Annotated in this window: 16 protein-coding genes; 3 read left to right on the forward strand and 13 right to left on the reverse strand. The window is 30.3% G+C overall.

The features are described 5' to 3' along the window. Positions 1-38 precede the first annotated feature (38 nt). The gene (fliP, locus tag ELQ04_RS03700) at positions 39-773 is read left to right on the forward strand and encodes a flagellar type III secretion system pore protein FliP (protein WP_002852529.1); all 735 of its coding nucleotides are present in this window, start codon (positions 39-41) and stop codon (positions 771-773) included. A 15-nt stretch (positions 774-788) separates the two neighbouring features. On the opposite strand, the gene ELQ04_RS03705 is transcribed toward fliP, so the two are convergent. From ELQ04_RS03705 to ELQ04_RS03730, 6 genes are all read right to left on the reverse strand, one after another. Next, positions 789-1,559 (reverse strand): transporter substrate-binding domain-containing protein, encoded by a 771-nt coding sequence (locus ELQ04_RS03705; RefSeq protein WP_002937595.1) that lies wholly within the window; start codon positions 1,557-1,559, stop codon positions 789-791. Positions 1,560-1,652: 93 nt separating this feature from the next. Then, positions 1,653-2,999, reverse strand: coding sequence for a hypothetical protein (locus tag ELQ04_RS03710; protein WP_044778117.1), 1,347 nt, complete (start codon positions 2,997-2,999; stop codon positions 1,653-1,655). A gap of 86 nt (positions 3,000-3,085) precedes the next feature. Further along, positions 3,086-3,805 carry a 3-deoxy-manno-octulosonate cytidylyltransferase gene (gene kdsB / locus ELQ04_RS03715; RefSeq protein WP_002856736.1) on the reverse strand — a complete coding sequence of 240 codons (720 nt, stop codon included), beginning with the start codon at positions 3,803-3,805 and terminating at the stop codon, positions 3,086-3,088. After that, positions 3,802-5,214 carry a threonine synthase gene (thrC, locus tag ELQ04_RS03720; protein ID WP_002852451.1) on the reverse strand — a complete coding sequence of 471 codons (1,413 nt, stop codon included), beginning with the start codon at positions 5,212-5,214 and terminating at the stop codon, positions 3,802-3,804. The genes kdsB and thrC overlap by 4 nt, the downstream gene beginning before the upstream one ends. Then, complete coding sequence (locus ELQ04_RS03725) at positions 5,211-6,137, reverse strand: tetraacyldisaccharide 4'-kinase (protein ID WP_002856993.1); 927 nt, start codon at positions 6,135-6,137, stop codon at positions 5,211-5,213. Before ELQ04_RS03725 ends, thrC begins: the two co-directional genes overlap by 4 nt. A gap of 3 nt (positions 6,138-6,140) precedes the next feature. Further along, positions 6,141-6,881 carry an NAD+ synthase gene (locus tag ELQ04_RS03730; RefSeq protein WP_002938095.1) on the reverse strand — a complete coding sequence of 247 codons (741 nt, stop codon included), beginning with the start codon at positions 6,879-6,881 and terminating at the stop codon, positions 6,141-6,143. Between the two features lie 73 nt (positions 6,882-6,954). Here ELQ04_RS03730 and ELQ04_RS03735 point away from each other — a divergent pair, with 73 nt between their 5' ends. After that, a complete protein-coding gene (locus tag ELQ04_RS03735) occupies positions 6,955-7,551 on the forward strand; it encodes an MBL fold metallo-hydrolase (protein WP_002856956.1) in 597 nt (198 codons plus the stop codon). Between the two features lie 11 nt (positions 7,552-7,562). After that, positions 7,563-7,868: a hypothetical protein gene (locus tag ELQ04_RS03740; protein ID WP_002852583.1), complete on the forward strand. Its 306-nt coding sequence runs from the start codon at positions 7,563-7,565 to the stop codon at positions 7,866-7,868. A gap of 40 nt (positions 7,869-7,908) precedes the next feature. On the opposite strand, the gene ELQ04_RS03745 is transcribed toward ELQ04_RS03740, so the two are convergent. From ELQ04_RS03745 to murJ, 7 genes are read right to left on the reverse strand one after another with little or no spacing between them, the layout of a single operon-like run. After that, entirely contained in the window at positions 7,909-8,688 is a 780-nt protein-coding gene (locus ELQ04_RS03745; RefSeq protein WP_002938094.1) for an enoyl-ACP reductase, read from the reverse strand. After that, complete coding sequence (gene dapA / locus ELQ04_RS03750) at positions 8,688-9,584, reverse strand: 4-hydroxy-tetrahydrodipicolinate synthase (protein WP_002938093.1); 897 nt, start codon at positions 9,582-9,584, stop codon at positions 8,688-8,690. Before dapA ends, ELQ04_RS03745 begins: the two co-directional genes overlap by 1 nt. Further along, positions 9,577-10,827 carry a pitrilysin family protein gene (locus ELQ04_RS03755; RefSeq protein ID WP_044778118.1) on the reverse strand — a complete coding sequence of 417 codons (1,251 nt, stop codon included), beginning with the start codon at positions 10,825-10,827 and terminating at the stop codon, positions 9,577-9,579. The genes dapA and ELQ04_RS03755 overlap by 8 nt, the downstream gene beginning before the upstream one ends. Further along, a complete protein-coding gene (locus ELQ04_RS03760; protein WP_002938091.1) occupies positions 10,824-11,882 on the reverse strand; it encodes a quinone-dependent dihydroorotate dehydrogenase in 1,059 nt (352 codons plus the stop codon). Before ELQ04_RS03760 ends, ELQ04_RS03755 begins: the two co-directional genes overlap by 4 nt. Positions 11,883-11,913: 31 nt before the next feature. Beyond that, on the reverse strand, positions 11,914-13,656 hold the full coding sequence (locus ELQ04_RS03765; protein WP_002858782.1) for an ABC transporter ATP-binding protein: 1,743 nt from the start codon (positions 13,654-13,656) through the stop codon (positions 11,914-11,916). After that, on the reverse strand, positions 13,649-15,037 hold the full coding sequence (gene cysS, locus ELQ04_RS03770) for a cysteine--tRNA ligase (RefSeq protein ID WP_002938088.1): 1,389 nt from the start codon (positions 15,035-15,037) through the stop codon (positions 13,649-13,651). The genes ELQ04_RS03765 and cysS overlap by 8 nt, the downstream gene beginning before the upstream one ends. Beyond that, entirely contained in the window at positions 15,037-16,488 is a 1,452-nt protein-coding gene (gene murJ / locus ELQ04_RS03775) for a murein biosynthesis integral membrane protein MurJ (RefSeq protein ID WP_002938087.1), read from the reverse strand. The genes cysS and murJ overlap by 1 nt, the downstream gene beginning before the upstream one ends. Positions 16,489-16,541: the final 53 nt, after the last annotated feature.

Consider the following 16,541-nt stretch of genomic DNA (forward strand, 5'->3'; position numbering starts at 1 on the left):
AATTTCTTTAGTAAAAAACAAAAAAAGGTTTTTAAATTTTGAAAAAAATATTATTATTTTTACTTTTAAGCATGAGCTTATTTGCTGCTGAAGCAACTATCCCTACAGTAAATTTAAGCTTAAGTGCACCCAATACACCTAATCAGCTTGTTACTACTTTAAATATAGTGATTGTTTTAACCATACTTGCGCTCGCTCCAAGTATAGTTTTTGTTATGACTTCTTTCTTGCGTCTTATTGTGGTATTTTCATTTTTGCGACAAGCTATGGGGACGCAAAGTATGCCACCTAATACCATTTTAGTAACCTTGGCTTTAATTTTAACTTTTTTTATCATGGAACCTGTAGCTACAAAATCCTATAATGAAGGTATAAAACCTTATTTAGCAGAAAAAATAGGCTATGAAGAGGCTTTTATAAAAGGAGCAAAGCCTTTTAAAGATTTTATGCTTAAAAATACTCGAGAAAAAGATTTAGCCCTTTTTTATCGCATACGCAATCTACCCAATCCCAAAACCATAGATGATGTTCCCCTTACGGTTTTAGTTCCTGCTTTTATGATTTCAGAGCTTAAAACTGCTTTTGAAATAGGGTTTTTAATCTACCTACCCTTTTTAGTCATAGATATGGTTGTAAGCTCAGTTTTAATGGCTATGGGTATGATGATGCTACCTCCTACTATGATCTCTTTACCTTTTAAACTCTTAATTTTTGTATTAGTGGATGGATGGAATTTGCTAGTGCAAAGGCTTGTGGAAAGCTTTGTAACCTAAGAAGGAAAATCCTTCTTAGAAAAAGAATTCTAAATTATTCTTTTTAAAAGTATCTTTAACATCTTTAAGATATTTTTCTCCTAAAGAATCAAAAAGCCCATCTTTTTTGCTTTCTGCAATAAATTCATCAAGCTCTTTTTTAAGTTCTGCATTACCTTTTTGCACTGCTATACCCCAAAACTCAGGATTTTCTTGAAAAGGTGTCAAAATGGCTCTAGTTGTATCTTGATGTTTTTGCCAAGTGCGATAAATCGTAAGTTGATCATAAAAAAATCCATCAGCCTTGCCTTGAATCACTTCCAAAATAGCAGCATTTTCTTTATCAAATAAATTAATAGTTGCATTTTTTAAATTTTTAACCGCATATAAATGCCCTGTAGAACCACGCTTTAAAGCCAAAATTTTACCCTTTTTATCTAAATCTTTGATATTTGTAATATCAGAGTTTAAAGGAGTTAAAATAGCCAAATTTGCCTTAGCATAAGGAATGCTAAAATCCACCACTTTCTTTCTCTCATCGGTAATTGTCATAGAAGACATGATAAGATCTATCTTGGCTGTTTTTAAAGCAGGTATCAAACCATCCCAAGCGATATTTTTTACTACAAGTTTATAGCCGTTTTTCTTTGCAAAAGCTTCTAAAAAATCCACACTAATTCCACTTGCTTTGCCTGTTTTATCGCTCATTTCAAAAGGCGGATATCCAAGCTCCATTCCTACAACCAAATCTTTTGCACTCAAATTTAAAGCAAAAAAAGAGATAAAAATCAAAATAATTTTTTTCATAATTTCCTTTCAAAATTTTTTGTAAAAAAATTATACTAATTTTATCTTATTTTGTTATTAGCAATTTGCTTCAAACTTAAAAAATTAAAACTTCTAAACCCTAGTTTGTCCCAAAAGATTATTAAGTCTATCCATTATAGAATCAGCGTAGGAATTAATGGTGCTAGGTTTTGCTTTCCAGCCATTAGCAAGAGCTTGTTTAATTTCAGCGTCTAAAGCCCAATTACCCATAGCAGATTCTTTAGGAATGTTATTTTCATACATATATAAATCACCTTCTGCTATGCCACGCTCTGCCCAGTATCTAAAAAAGCTTTTAAAGTCACTTTTACCTGTCATAATACTATCTAAGTGTATGGCTGGACCACTAAAACTCTCTTTAGCCATAGCCCTATTATAAGCTTCTATTGTTGGATTAAGTGTGGTTTTTGGACTATATAAAATACGCCCTTCTTGAGATTTTATTAAGCTCATAAACAAAGCTTCTTTAGAATAACTTCCATCTTCATTTTGTGGATAAACTGACATATCAGGATTAAACTGCCAATCTTCACCTTTAGAAACATTTTTGATTTCTTCTAAGGATAAACCTAAAGTCTCAGGTTTAATTCCACTTATTAATCCCGCAGAATCAGAGTAAATACTATTTGCTTCGTTAAGTTGCTCTTGACTTCTATAAATATTTGAAATTAAAACATTAGAATAGTCAGCTATACTCTTAATAGCAATATCATCATTTCTTATTGCATCTGGATGTTTGAAAGCTCCATATCCATTATAAAATCCATCAATAGCATATCCACTAGGCATAGAATTTATATCTGCTTCACTAAAACTTGTTTTATCATTTGGAAAACTTTGACCTAAAGCATTAGAAAAAAGATTATAATATTGTTTTATGGTTTCAGCCATATCGATATTAGTATAATACTCGCTTACGCCTAAGTATTCTTTTATACTTGAAGCAACAGGATCATTTTCGGCAGCTTTTTTAATCTCATCCAAAGTAGATTTATGTATCTTAAAATCTTCAGGTAATCCTGCGGCTTTGTTAAAATCACTTCCCATATAACCATTAGCATCTACTCCATAACCATAAGCTAAAGATACAATATTGCTTGTATCTGCTTGTTTATATTTTAGAGTATAAATAGAGTTTTTAAATTCACTTGATATATCATAATTAGGAGAACTTGTCTTACTACTTATACTAAAATTAGTATTATTGCTAGTATTTGTTGTATTAGTAGAATTTAATACTTCACTTCTTGCTAGAGTTTGTGAATTTGCATTTTGAATTTCATTTAATTTACTAGCATTTTGTTTTAAAAAAGCATTAGCAAAACTTATTTTAGAATTTTCTTTACTTTCTTTATTAGCTTTTGCTTGTGAAAGTATAGAATTATAGTTTGAGTTATCATTGATACTAAAGATACTCATATTAATTCCTTGATTTAGATTTTTCTGCCTTCAACCTAAATATATTAAAATAATATAAGCAAGATCTGTTCCGTTTTGGGGTGGAGTTATTTTTCTAAATAAATTTTTAAAGCCCTTTCATAGTCTTCTTTAGTATCAATCCCCATGCTTGTTGTTGAAATTTCAAGCATTTTGATTTTTTTACCATTTTCTATAGCTCTTAATTGCTCTAACTTTTCCGCTCTTTCAAGCGCAGAACTTGATAAAGAACAAAACTCCCTTAATGCTTTTACACTATAAGCGTAAATGCCTAAATGCCCTTTAAAACTTTCCTCGTAATTTTCTCTTTCATAAGGGATTTTAGCTCTTGAAAAATACAAAGCATACCCTTCTTTATCGCAAAGCACTTTAACCAGATTAGGATCCATAGCTTCTTCTTGAGTGATTTTTTTATAACAACTCGCCATAAAAGCTTTTTTATCCAAGCAAGAACTTGCAAATTCTTTAAATTTTAATAAATTTTCACATTCTATAAAAGGCTCATCAGCTTGGACATTGATAATAATCTCATCATCTTTTAAAGCTAGTTTCTTACAAGCTTCATTAATCCTATCCGTACCGCTTTCATGATCTTTGCTTGTTAAAACCGCATTTAGACCATATTCTTTAGCGATACTTAAAACCTTTTCATCGTCTAAAGCTATACAAACTTCATCCACGCTACTTACTCTTCTTGCAGTAGCCACAAACATAGGCACTCCACCTATATCACATAAAATTTTCTCATGAAAACGACTTGATTTTAATCTTGCAGGAATAATAATCATTTTTGCATCCAATCTAAAATTTCTTTTTTTATATTTCTGGCTTCAAATACCTTTTCATCACTATTTTTCAAATCAAATAAAGCCAAAATTTCATCTTTAACTTGGACATTAAACTCTTTAGCTATAAATTTTAAATCTTCTTTTTCATTCTTAGAATCCCTATCATATAAAGCTTTTATCATACTTGGAGTAAATTTTGTCCATTCTGCTGTAGAAGTGATAATGCTAGGTTTTAAAGGATCAAGCATTTTAAAACAAGTTGCGGTATGCGGATCGATTAAAATCTTGCTTTGTTTGATAAATTGCATACATTCTTCATCGGTGCAAAAATCCGCCTCAAAATCTTCTTGCAAACTTTGTAATTCTTCTTTTTCAAGTTTAAAATATCTTTCATTTTTTAACAAATTCATCAGTTCTTTAGTTCTTTTATCTTTAAATTTCGCAAACAAAAGTCTTTCGATATTAGATGAAATAAGTATATCCATAGCTGGAGAAATAGTCTTCTTAAGACTTTTTTCACGCAAATCATAAACGCCTTGATTAAAAAATTCACTCAAAATATTATTTGCGTTTGAAGCGATTTTGATTTTTGAAATTTTAGCTCCCATTTTTTTAGCATAAAAAGCTCCTAAAGCATTGCCAAAATTTCCACTTGGAACGATGATTTGTACTTCTTCTAAAAACTCATTAAAAAGTTTTAAACTCGCATAATAATGATAAATAATCTGAAATAAAATACGCCCAAAATTTACAGAATTAGCTGCGCAAAGCTCATAATTTAAAGCTTTAATTTCATTTTGAAAATCTTTTGAAAAAAGCAATTCTTTTAAAGTGCGTTGCGCTGCATCAAAATCCTCATCTATGGCAAAAACTTTCAAGTTATCCTTATCTAAAGCTCGCATTTGCAACTCTTGAACTCCACTTGTGCCACCTTTTGGATACATACAAGCTACTTTAACATTTTTTGCATTTTCAAAACTTTTTAGGGTTGCAGGCCCTGTATCGCCGCTTGTAGCACAGATAATTAAAATATTTTTATCCTTTGAAAATTCGCTTAAAAGCACGCCAAAAGGCTGTAAAGCCATATCTTTAAAAGCTCTTGTAGGCCCATGCCAAAGCTCGTTAATATAGGTTTTTTCAGAGATTTTTTGCAAAGAAATAGGTGTATTTTTATCATCAAAGCTTTCGTAACTTTTCAAAGCCTTTTTAAAAAGTTCTTCTTCGCCAAAACCAAAACTTTCTATAAGCTTTAAAGCAAAATCTTTATAAGACAAATTGGCATATTTTTCTCCTTCAAAAATAGGCAAATTTAAAGGTGAGTAAAGCCCTCCTTCTGGAGCGTTTGGGTTAATCAAAGCTTCCTTAAAACTTGACACATTATTTACATTTCTACTCTCGACCAATTTCACTGTTCAAACTCCTTGATATAAGTTTTTATTTTTTCTCTTAATGAATCTTTTAATTCTATATTTAATTCTATAATTTGACATTTAAAACCAAAATCTTTAACTTTAACAAAATCCTTAAAAGTAAGCATTAGTGTATCGCAATTATGTTTTTTTAGCAAATTTTCTAATTCTTCTTTTTTAAACTCATAATGATCTTTAAAAAAATAACAAGCCCTTGCTTTGATAAAATGCTCATACAATCTAAAAGGTTTAGCAATAGCAGTTACCAAAACAGCCTTTGGATTTTCTTTTACAAAAGAATAACGCACAAAATCCCTGCCTTCTAATGCAATAAAATCAGCCCTTTTTTCATAAATTTTCGGCAAACGATAAGCTCCACTTGGCAAAGTAAAATTAAAATAAGGTTTGATTTTACTTTCAAGTAAAATATCAAATTTTTTAATATGAAATTTAGAAAAAGCATCATCAAGTATAACGATTTTAGCTCCCAACTCAAAAGCTTTTTCAATACCTTTTACTCTATCTTCACTCACAATCACGCCTTTGATATTTTCTTCAAAAGCATACTCCATAGCTTCATCGCCACTTTGTGCTAAGGTGCATAAAATTTCATTTTGATTTTTAACAACAAACAAACCTTTAGATTTTCTTTTATAGCCCCTAAGCACTATAAAAACGCCATCAAATTCCCTTGCTATAGCTTTGCAAAGCGGGGTTTTTCCATTACCTCCAAAACTTAAATTACCTACACTAATAACAGGTTTTTTAAAAACTATTTTTTTACGAAAAAAAGTATTTAAAATCGCAAAAAAAGCATAAAGCACACTTAAGGGAAAAAGTACAAAAGTAAGGCATTTTTGCCAAAAATTGGGCTTAAAAAAATAATTATCAAGCCAAAGTTCATAATTTTTTTCTTCACTCATTGTTTAAATTTCCAAAATTTCAGGCATTTTTCCCTTAAAAGCATTTTTTTGCATGCGATTTTTTAGCATAGCAATCAAAGAAGGATCAAGCGTTCTTAAAAGTTTTTCATCATTAGTTTCTAAGGCTTTTAGACCTTCATCGATTTTTGCATAAGAAAAACCCAAATCCGCCTCATCGCTTTGATTTTCCCAAAGATCCGCACTTGGAGCTTTTTTGATAAAATTTTCATGCAAGTTAAGGTATTTTGCTAAGGCATAAATTTCACTTTTATAAAGCGATCCTATAGGATTAAAAGCACAAGCTAAATCTCCATAAATCGTACCATAACCCAAAAGTAATTCGCTTTTATTAGAAGTGCCTATAACTAAAGAATTTTTCAAAACAGAATAATCATAAAGCAAACTCATTCTAATACGAGCTGCAAAATTTCCCAAAGATACTAGAGTGGTATTTTCACTTTGCTTTATAAAAGCATCTAAAATGCTTTGAATTTCTATGATTTTATATTCAAGATTTAAATCCGCACAAAGCCTTAAAGCATCTTCAAGATTGGCTTTGTTTGAAATTTGAGTTGGCATTAAAAGAGCAAAAACATTCTCTTTTAAAGCTCTTTTACAAAGCGTTGCTACCAAAGCAGAATCAATCCCGCCACTAAGCCCCAAAACCACACCTTGACTTTGAGAATTTTTCACTTTTTCTTGTATAAAATCACACATTTTTTCCGTAATCTTTTGCCAATCCATAAAGCTTGCCTTTTAAAAATTTAATGTATAATTATATTTATTTAAGGCAAATTTTTTATTAAAGAGGTAAAAAATGCAAATTATCAAACAAGCTTGTGGAGTTTATGAAACTAATTGCTATATTTTATTTACCCCAAAGGGTGAATTTATCATTGATCCAGGAACTGATGCACTTTTATTTATCAAAAAACATGTAAAAAAACCTTTGGCGATTTTAAATACTCACGGGCATTATGATCATATTTGGGATAATGCCAAGGTTAAAAAAGAATACAACATCCCCATTTATATTCACAAAAATGATGCTTTTATGCTACATGATGATTTCAATCAAGGCTATGATTCTAGCGATGCGGATTTTTTAGTAGATAATGAAGATATTTTAAATATTTGCGGAGTTGATTTTAAATTTCACTTTTTACCAGGACACACACCAGGTTGCACTATGATAGAAATTGTAGGTAAAAATATCATGTTTAGTGGAGATTTTTTATTTTATAGAAGCATAGGAAGATGGGATTTTCCTTATTCAGATGCAAATTTAATGAAACAAAGCTTAGAAAAAGTTATGACTTACAAAGAAGATTTTAAACTTTTACCAGGACATGGACAAGAGACTACTTTAAAAGAAGAGCAAGTCCATCTACCCTCTTGGCTTAGATACTTTTAAGGTATATTAAAATGGAATTAGATCAAATTTTATTATATGCTTTTATTTTTTTAAATCTTTTTGCCCTTTTTGGTTTATTTTTGGGAAATAAAAAGAAAAATCAATTTAACGATAAAAAATTTTATAAAATCTGCCCATGTAAAAAAATGGCAGAAAATGGATCTTTAAGTACGATTTGTATTTATTCAGCTGTGGGAGGATTTTTTTACAGCGTATTATCTATAGGTTTTGTAGGTTTTGGCAATTGGACTTTAAATTTTATTTTTTTACTTGCATTATTAAGTGTTTTTTTAGGATGGAAATTAAAACTTGATTGAAAAATATTTTTAAGAAAAATCCATTGATTTTTCTTAATTTTTATTTAAAAGTTGTACCACCATCAACGATGAAAGTATGTCCTGTTACCCAACTTGCCTTACTTGAACAAAGAAAAAGACATGCTCCAGCCAAATCTTCAGGCTGCCCCATGCGATTTAAAGGGCTTAAATTTATAGTAGCCTGTTTTACTTCTTCATAATTTGTAAAAGCTCTTAAAGCATCAGTTTCAATAGGCCCACCACTTACGACATTTACACGGATATTTTTTTCTCCAAGTTCAGTAGCCGCATATCTTGCCATAGCTTCTACGGCAGCTTTTGCTGTGCCATGACCTGAATAATTTTCTATATACACTAAATTTCCTGTAGATGAGATAGAAATAATGCTTCCACCCCCTACTTTTTCCATTCTTTTAGCTGCTTCTTGTGCGCCCACAACAAAAGCATTAACTGTGGCTGTAAAGATGTTATTAATTCCTTTTGGTTTTAATTTCATAAATTTAGTATAACCACCTACAACCGCACGTCCTGAAATGATAGCATTTGAGATGAAATAATCCACTCTATCAAAATCCGCATCAATTTTTTCAAAAAGTTCTTTATAAGTTTCAGGTTCTAAAATATTAAATTCATAAGCTCTAGCTTTGATTTTATAATTTTTCTCCAAATCTTGTACCATTTCGTCAGCAATTTGTGCATTAGAATTATAAGTAAAAGCTATATTTGCACCCACTTTAGCAAATTCATAAACTATAGCCTTACCTATCCCACGAGTTCCACCGCTGATTACTAAAGTTTTTCCTTGAAATTCTGTATTCATTAAAATCCTTTGATCTTATATTTTTTCATCACTTCTTCAATTTTAGCAAAATTTTCCTTACTTGGAGAACAAAGAGGAAGTCTAAACTCCAAACTTTCTATCAATCCAGCTATATACATAGCCGTTTTAATAGGAATAGGATTACTTTCGCAAAATAAAATTTTATTGATATTATAAAGCTCATCATTGATTTTTTTAGCTTCTTTATAATTTTCATCTAAAGCAAAATGAGTTAAAGCGCTAATCATATCGGGTAATAAATTTGAAGTTACTGAAATCACTCCCTTTCCACCATTTGAAAGTATAGGATAATTGATCGCATCTTCTCCCGAAATAAGCATCATTCTAGGTTCGTGCGCAAGCAAATCCACACACTTATCGATATTTCCACTCGCTTCTTTTACTCCATAAATATTTTCACAATCTCTAAAAAGCTTGATAATAGTATCTGTTGAAATTTCGCAACCTGTTCTTCCTGGAACATTATATAAAAGCACAGGAATATTTACACTTTGCGCAATAGCCTTATAATGCTCATAAAGTCCTTGTTGTGTAGGTTTATTATAATACGGTGCCACACTTAAAATCCCATCGGCACCATGTTCTTTAGCAAATTTAGCCAAACCTACTGCCTCATGAGTTGCATTACTTCCCGCACCTGCTAAAACCTTAACCTTAGTTCCTTTGCAAGTCTCAACGGCTATTTCTATACAAGTTCTATGTTCTTCATGGGTTAAAGTTGCACTTTCTCCTGTTGTTCCTACTGGAACTACTGCATCGATGCCATTTTCTATTTGTCTTTTAATCAATCTTGCATAGCTTTGCTCATCAACTTTTCCATTTTTAAACGGTGTAATAAGAGCAGTCATCGCCCCAATAATAATATTTTTATCCATTTGAATCCTTTCTTAGAATTACCGTAGTTGAATTTTCTTGAATAAAATATTTTTTAGCACAAGAAATCAAATCTTTTAATTCCAAATTTTGTATATCTTTCTCATAATTTAACAAAGGATTGATATCTCCTCTTGCTAGATATGAACCATAAATATTTGCCACTGCGCTAGCATTGTTAAGCGAGAAAATAAAATCACTTTTGACATTATTTTTCACTCTTTGCAAATCTTTTTGAGAAATTTTACCCATTTTAAGTTTATCAATGATTTTTAAAAGCTCTTTTTCTACTTTTTCTGCATTAACATTGGGATTACAATTACAAATAAAAATAAATAAATTTTCATCTATACAATCATTAACATAAGCATAATAATCATTGATTAAATTTAATTTATCAATCAAAATTTCACTCATTAAAGAACTTTTCCCACTTCCTAAAAGCTCGGATAAAGCATTTAAAGCAGGTATATCTTTGTGCTTGAAATTTGGAATTTTATAAGCAAGGGCTAATAGTTCAGTATCTGAGTTTTTATGCAAATATATTCTTTTTGCTCCATCTTGCTTAGGCTCTTTTGTGTGAATTTTAGGTATAGTCTTAGTATTTTTAATCTTTTCAAAATGTTTTTTTGAAAGCTCAAAAACTTCTTTACTTTCTATATCGCCACTTACAAGTAAAATCGCATTTTTAGGTTGATAATAAATACTATGAAATTCTTTAATATCTTCAATGCTCCAATTTTCTATATCCTTAAAAAAACCTATAGGAGTCCAATGATAAGGATGATACATAAATGCGTGATTGAAAAGTCTAAAATAAAGATATCCCAAAGGATTATTATCTGTTCTCCATCTACGCTCTTCTAAAACCACTGCTCTTTCAGGCTGAAATTCTTCATCTTTTAAATTTAAATTCGCCATAAGTTCTGCAAAAAGTTCCAAAGCTTTATCTAAATTTTTCTTCGCACATTTAATATAATAATGAGTATAGTCAAAACCTGTGCTTGCATTATCCACACCACCAAAACCCTTAACAATCTCATCAAATTCGCCAGCTTTTAAATTTTTAGTACTTTTAAAATTTAAATGTTCTAGCATATGAGCTATGCCACTTTTTCCCATGATCTCATTTCTTGAACCCACTTTATAAAAAATATCAACGCTAATCACATCGCTATTTTTATTTACAGGCAAAGCATAAATTTCAAGCTTGTTTTTTAATTGAATTTTTTCATAAGCAATCATTTTAAATTTACCCCAACAGCTTCGCTAATGTGTAAAAAACCATCTTTTCTTAAAAGCTCTATAAGATTTTGATTGATATTTTTTACCAAAGAAGGGCCTTTAAAAATCAAAGCTGTATAAACTTGCACCAAATTAGCCCCATTTTTAATACGCTCATAAGCAATATCAGCACTATCAATCCCTCCACTTGCAATAAGCAAGGTTTTACCAAAAAGAATCTTAGCTACTTCTTTGAAAAAAATACCACTTTTTTCCGTAATCAGCCTTCCGCTAATACCACCAAAAGTACGATTATTATCTAGCAAGCTATAATCAACACTAGTATTGGCTAACATAAACCCATCTGCACCTTTTTTAATAGCATTTTCACATAAATTTAAAGCATCATCTATTTTCATATCAGGAGCAATTTTTATCAAAATAGGCTTAGAAGTGATTTTTTTGGCTTCTTCAAGCAAGGTATTTAAAAAATCATCATTTTGCAACTCTCTTAAATTTTTAGTATTAGGAGATGAGATATTGACGATAAAATAATCACACAAATCCTTAAAATCTCTAAACAAAGTGAAATAATCCTCCAAGGCTTTGTCATTTGGAGTAATTTTATTTTTCCCTATATTTACCCCTAAAGGCAAAACAAAAGGATAAGTTTTTGCGAGTCTTAAAGCAATCTTTTCAGCACCTTCGTTGTTAAAACCCATAGCATTTTGTATACTTTCTTGTTTTACAAGTCTAAATAGGCGTGGCTTTTCATTGCCTTCTTGAGGTTTTGGAGTAAAAGTTCCCACTTCCAAAAAGCCAAATCCTAAAGCACTCAAAGGTCTTATCATAGTGGCATTTTTATCAAAGCCTCCTGCTAAACCTACAGGATTATTAAAATCAAGTCCAAGTAAATTTTGCCTTAAACTCTCATCATCAACTATATATTTGTGTGCTAAAAAACTTAAAGCTCCTGGAAAACTAGCACTTAAAGCCCTTAAGCTATATTCAACCAAAGCATGTGCATGCTCAGGGTTTAACTTAAAAAGTAAAGGTTTTATCATTTCATAAGCCATTTTTTAATCCTTTTTGAAATTCTAACTAAAATTAACTAAAGCTAGGCTTTGTTTTTTCTTTACTTTTAAATTTTTGATACAAAGAACAAGTTTGCAAAAGCTCTTCATCTTTACCTATTGCCAATACCTTGCCCTTATCCAATACTACTATTTTATCTGCATTTTCTATAGTGCTTAAACGATGTGCAACCACTAAAATCAATCTGTCTTGTTTTAAATTTTCTATAGTTTTAACTATTGCTTTTTCACTTTCATTATCCAAAGCTGAAGTTGCTTCATCAAAAATAAGCACATCAGGATTTTTATATAAAGCTCTAGCGATTGCTATTCTTTGTTTTTGCCCTCCACTTAAGTTCTTACCATGTTCTTTTACTTCAGCCCAAATCCCGCCCATTTCTTTAACAAATTCATAGGCATTGGCCAATTTTAAAGCTTGGATGACTTTTTCTTCTTCTAACTCTTCGCTATAAGCAATATTTGCAGCAAAACTATCATTAAAAAGATAAATATTTTGCGTTACAAGTCCTATTTTAGCATGTAAGCTTTCTATGGTAAAAGTGCTAATATCTTCTTGATTAAGTAAAATTTTACCTTTTTGCTTTTCATAAAAATACATCAAAAGATTAATAATAGAAGATTTACCACCCCCACTTGTCCCTACAAGAGCAAGCATTTGCCCTTTAACAAAATCAAAATTTACGCCTTTTAAAACACTTTTATGTGGGTTTTCATAAGCAAATTCAACATTTTCAAAGCTAATTTTTTCAATGTTTTTTAATTCTTTGCTTCCACCTTTAATTTGAGGTTCTAAATCCAATAAATAAAAAGTTCTTTCACTTGCCGCAACAGCACCTTGAAGTTTTCCATATAAAGACGAAAGACGCTTTAAAGGAGTATATATCGCAAAAAGTGCCGAAACAAAACTGATAAAACTTCCCACACTCATAGAACCATTGATAACCTCTCTACCCCCTACAATAATCACCACAGCAACCCCAACAGAACCCATCATATCCATTAAAGGACTTGTAAGTGCGTCAATACGTGCGGATTTTAGGTTTAATTTACACAAAGTATCATTATGCTTAGCAAATTTATCACTTTCTTTTTTTTCATTATCATTAGCTTTGATCAATTCAATATTTGAAAAAATTTCACCCAAATAAGAAAGCAAATCCGAATTTGTTTCTTGTATATTTCTTGCATATTTTTTAAGTTTTTTAGCAAACCATACCAAAGGAAAAATAGCTAAAGGCAAAATCACTAAAGCAAAAAAAGCCAAAGTAGGACTTTGATACAAGACTACCGCAAGCAGCCCTATAGCAGTTAAAAGCTCTCTAAAAAAATCAGGAATAATGTTTGATACTATGCTTTGAAGCGCATTAATATCATTAGTACAACGACTTACAAGCTCTCCGCTTCTATAGCGTTTAAAAAAATCCATATCCAAGCGTAAAACATTTTTTAAAACCCTAGCACGCAATACTCTTAACATATCTGTTCCTATAAAGGAAACATAAAAACTTTGTAAATAAGTTCCAAGATTTTTAAAAAAATACATCAATACTAGCAAAAAAGGCACTGTATAAAGTAAAGCTTCATTTTTTTCAACGAAAATATAATTTAAAATAGGCTCTAAAGCATAAAAACTTCCAGCAGTTCCTCCGCTTGCTAAAATCATACCAAAAATAGCTATAGCAAATTGTTTCCAATATCTTTTATAAAAGGGCTTAAAGCGTATTAAAACCTCTTTTAAATTCATCTCATTATGCATTTATTTTCTCCCAAATTGTTCCATTTGGAGTATCTAAAAGAGTGATTTTTTTACTATTTAATTGCTCTCTTATTGCATCAGCTGTGTTAAAATCTTTGTTTTTCTTAGCCTCAGTTCTTTCTAAAATTAACTTTTCAATCTCTTCTCGTTCTTCTTTGCTTACACCCCATTGAAAATATAAAGTTGTATCCATAAAACCAAAGCCAAAAATTTTAGCTAGCTCACTTAAAGCTTCTTTGATATTTTGTTTTAAAATTTTATTTTTGCTTTCTTTATCCAACTCTAAATTTGCACTACTGATAAAATCATCCAAAAGAGCTAAGGCTTTAGAAATATTTAAATCATCATTTAAAATCTCTAAAATTTGCTTAGCAATTTCGCTTTTTATTTCAATATCATTTAAAACATCAAAATCAGAAATTTCACCTAAATCCAATCTTTTTTTAAGGCGATAAAATTTATCTAAACGTTTTTTAGCATTTTCTAAATCCGATAAAGAATAATTAAAATGAGATCTATAATGAGAACTCAAAAGATAAAATCTTAAAGCCTCGCCCATAAATTCTTTTAAAGCATCTTTTATAAAAAAACTATTATTTAAACTTTTACTCATTTTTTCGCCATCGATTTTTACAAAACCATTGTGAAGCCAAATATTTGCTAATTTTCTCTTACATCCACAACGACATTGCGCAGCTTCATTTTCATGATGAGGAAAAAGCAAATCTATCCCTCCAGCATGTATATCAAGAGTATTTTCAAAAATAGAATCAATCATAGCAACACATTCAGTATGCCAACCTGGACGCCCTTTGCCAAATTCACTTTCGTAAAAATTTTCATCAAATTTCCAAAGCACAAAATCGCTTTCATTTCTTTTTTGCACTTCATTACTTAGACGAGAGATATTTTCTTCTAAATTGCGATTTGATAGGCTTAAATATTTTTCATCTTTACTTGTATCAAAATAAATTCCATCTTCTAGAGTATAAACAAACCCATCCTTAGCAAGCTTTTTAATCAAATCAAGCATAGCTGTTATATAATGCGTTGCACGAGGTTTAAAATCAGGATCTAATACATTTAAAACCCTCATATCCTCTTCATAACTTTTAATATAAAATTCCGTGATTTCCTCTAAAGTTTGACCGCTTTGAGCCATTTTTTTTAAAATTTTATCATCAATATCTGTGTAATTTCTAGCAAATTTTACCCTATTGCCTTGAGCAAGTAAAACCCTACGCAAAAGATCAAAACAAACACTACTTCTTGCATGTCCTAAATGTGCATCATCATAAACCGTAGGCCCGCATAAATAAATACTAATATCTTTTTTATCAAGTTTTATTTTCTCTTTTGTTACACTGTCTAATAATCTCATTAAAAAACTCCTTTAAAACTTGTAAAAATTCCTATAAAAAAACTTAAAATATAAGGTTTAATCAAAACAAGTAAGATCGTAAAAACAATCAAAGCAACTATAACCAATAAGCAAATTTTAATAGATATTAAAGCAAAAAATTTCTTAAAACCAAATTCTTTGATATTGGCTCCAAGCAAATAAAAAGCACTAATAGAGCTTGAAAGTGCTACTGCAATAACCTTTAAACTTTCATCTTTAATCAAAAATATAAAAGCCATAGAACATAAAGCACTGATAATTAAAGATTTTACCGCGATCCAAGCTGCTGTTTTTTGTTTAAATTTTGCATAAAGCCACAAAGAAAAAAGCTTTTGCAAACCAAAAGGTAAAAGCCCTATAAGATAAGCAATCAAAACATAAGCCGTAATCACACTATCTTCGTGAGTGAAATTTCCTCTTTCAAATAAAAGCTTTGAAATTTCCAAAGCAAACACAGAACCTATAATACTAGAAGCAATAAGCAAAATGCTTAAAAGCGCTAATGCTCTTTGCATAAATTTTAAGGCTAAATTTTCTTGACCACTTTTTAAATGTTTTAAAATTTTTGGAAAAGAAACTTGAGTTAAAGCGATAGCAAAAAGTGCAAGGGGGAGTTGGAATACACGATTTGCATAATAAAGATAAGAAATACTCCCGCTCATTAAAAAACTAGCTATGGTTGTATCAAGCAATGAGCTAAATTGAGTCGCAGAAGAACCTAAAACTCCATGAAAAAAATTGCCATAAAAACCTTGTAATTTAGCCTTGGCTTTTTTAAATTTTATACTTAAAGCCATAGCACGGATTACAGGATTGTTTTTTAAAACAAGCAAATGTAAAATAAGCTGTGCCACCCCACTTAAAACCGTTGCATAAGAAAAATAATAAAGTGTATTTTGCGGTGCATTTTTATCCACAAAAAAGGCAGCTATAACAATACTTAAGTTAAATAATGCCGCAGAAAAAGAGGTAATGAAAAATTTTTGTCTATAATTTAAAATAGCTCCTAAAAAAGTAACTAAAAAAATAAAAAACAAATACCAAAAATTAATCGCCACCAAAGGAGCCGCTAAAGCTATAGTATCTGCGTTAAATCCAAAAGCAAAAAGCTTGGTAAAAAAAGAGGAAAAAAAACTTACCAAAAGACAAAATAAAAAAACTATAAGGCTAAATTGCATCATTACACTAACGCAAAAAGCTCCTTTTTTTTTCGCTTTTACAAAATTAGGCAAAAAACTTTGTCCAAAAGCCCCTTCTGCAAAAATTCTTCTAAAAAAAGCAGGCATTTTTAAAGCCACAAAAAAAATATCACTATAAAGCCCTGCTCCTAAAAAAAGCGCTATTAAAACATCTCTAGCAAGCCCTAAAATTCTTGAAAATAAAATTCCTAAAGCATTGACAATAAAATTTTTAAATACTAAACTCTTCATTAATTTTTTTCATAAATTTCAAAATATAAAGAGAACTATTTTAACTAAAATTG

Source organism: Campylobacter sp. CH278, assembly GCF_004378845.1.
Lineage (GTDB): Bacteria > Campylobacterota > Campylobacteria > Campylobacterales > Campylobacteraceae > Campylobacter_D > Campylobacter_D jejuni.

What these genes read in the sequence shown, in the direction of transcription:
- dapA (WP_002938093.1), bottom strand. Translation starts at nt 9,584, where the DNA reads ATGGATAAAAATATTATTATTGGGGCGATGACTGCTCTTATTACACCG.
- ELQ04_RS03710 (WP_044778117.1), bottom strand. Translation starts at nt 2,999, where the DNA reads ATGAGTATCTTTAGTATCAATGATAACTCAAACTATAATTCTATACTT.
- ELQ04_RS03745 (WP_002938094.1), bottom strand. Translation starts at nt 8,688, where the DNA reads ATGAATACAGAATTTCAAGGAAAAACTTTAGTAATCAGCGGTGGAACT.
- ELQ04_RS03765 (WP_002858782.1), bottom strand. Translation starts at nt 13,656, where the DNA reads ATGCATAATGAGATGAATTTAAAAGAGGTTTTAATACGCTTTAAGCCC.
- murJ (WP_002938087.1), bottom strand. Translation starts at nt 16,488, where the DNA reads ATGAAGAGTTTAGTATTTAAAAATTTTATTGTCAATGCTTTAGGAATT.
- ELQ04_RS03705 (WP_002937595.1), bottom strand. Translation starts at nt 1,559, where the DNA reads ATGAAAAAAATTATTTTGATTTTTATCTCTTTTTTTGCTTTAAATTTG.
- ELQ04_RS03730 (WP_002938095.1), bottom strand. Translation starts at nt 6,881, where the DNA reads ATGGATTGGCAAAAGATTACGGAAAAAATGTGTGATTTTATACAAGAA.
- ELQ04_RS03755 (WP_044778118.1), bottom strand. Translation starts at nt 10,827, where the DNA reads ATGATTGCTTATGAAAAAATTCAATTAAAAAACAAGCTTGAAATTTAT.
- kdsB (WP_002856736.1), bottom strand. Translation starts at nt 3,805, where the DNA reads ATGATTATTATTCCTGCAAGATTAAAATCAAGTCGTTTTCATGAGAAA.
- ELQ04_RS03740 (WP_002852583.1), top strand. Translation starts at nt 7,563, where the DNA reads ATGGAATTAGATCAAATTTTATTATATGCTTTTATTTTTTTAAATCTT.
- ELQ04_RS03725 (WP_002856993.1), bottom strand. Translation starts at nt 6,137, where the DNA reads ATGAGTGAAGAAAAAAATTATGAACTTTGGCTTGATAATTATTTTTTT.
- cysS (WP_002938088.1), bottom strand. Translation starts at nt 15,037, where the DNA reads ATGAGATTATTAGACAGTGTAACAAAAGAGAAAATAAAACTTGATAAA.
- ELQ04_RS03735 (WP_002856956.1), top strand. Translation starts at nt 6,955, where the DNA reads ATGCAAATTATCAAACAAGCTTGTGGAGTTTATGAAACTAATTGCTAT.
- ELQ04_RS03760 (WP_002938091.1), bottom strand. Translation starts at nt 11,882, where the DNA reads ATGGCTTATGAAATGATAAAACCTTTACTTTTTAAGTTAAACCCTGAG.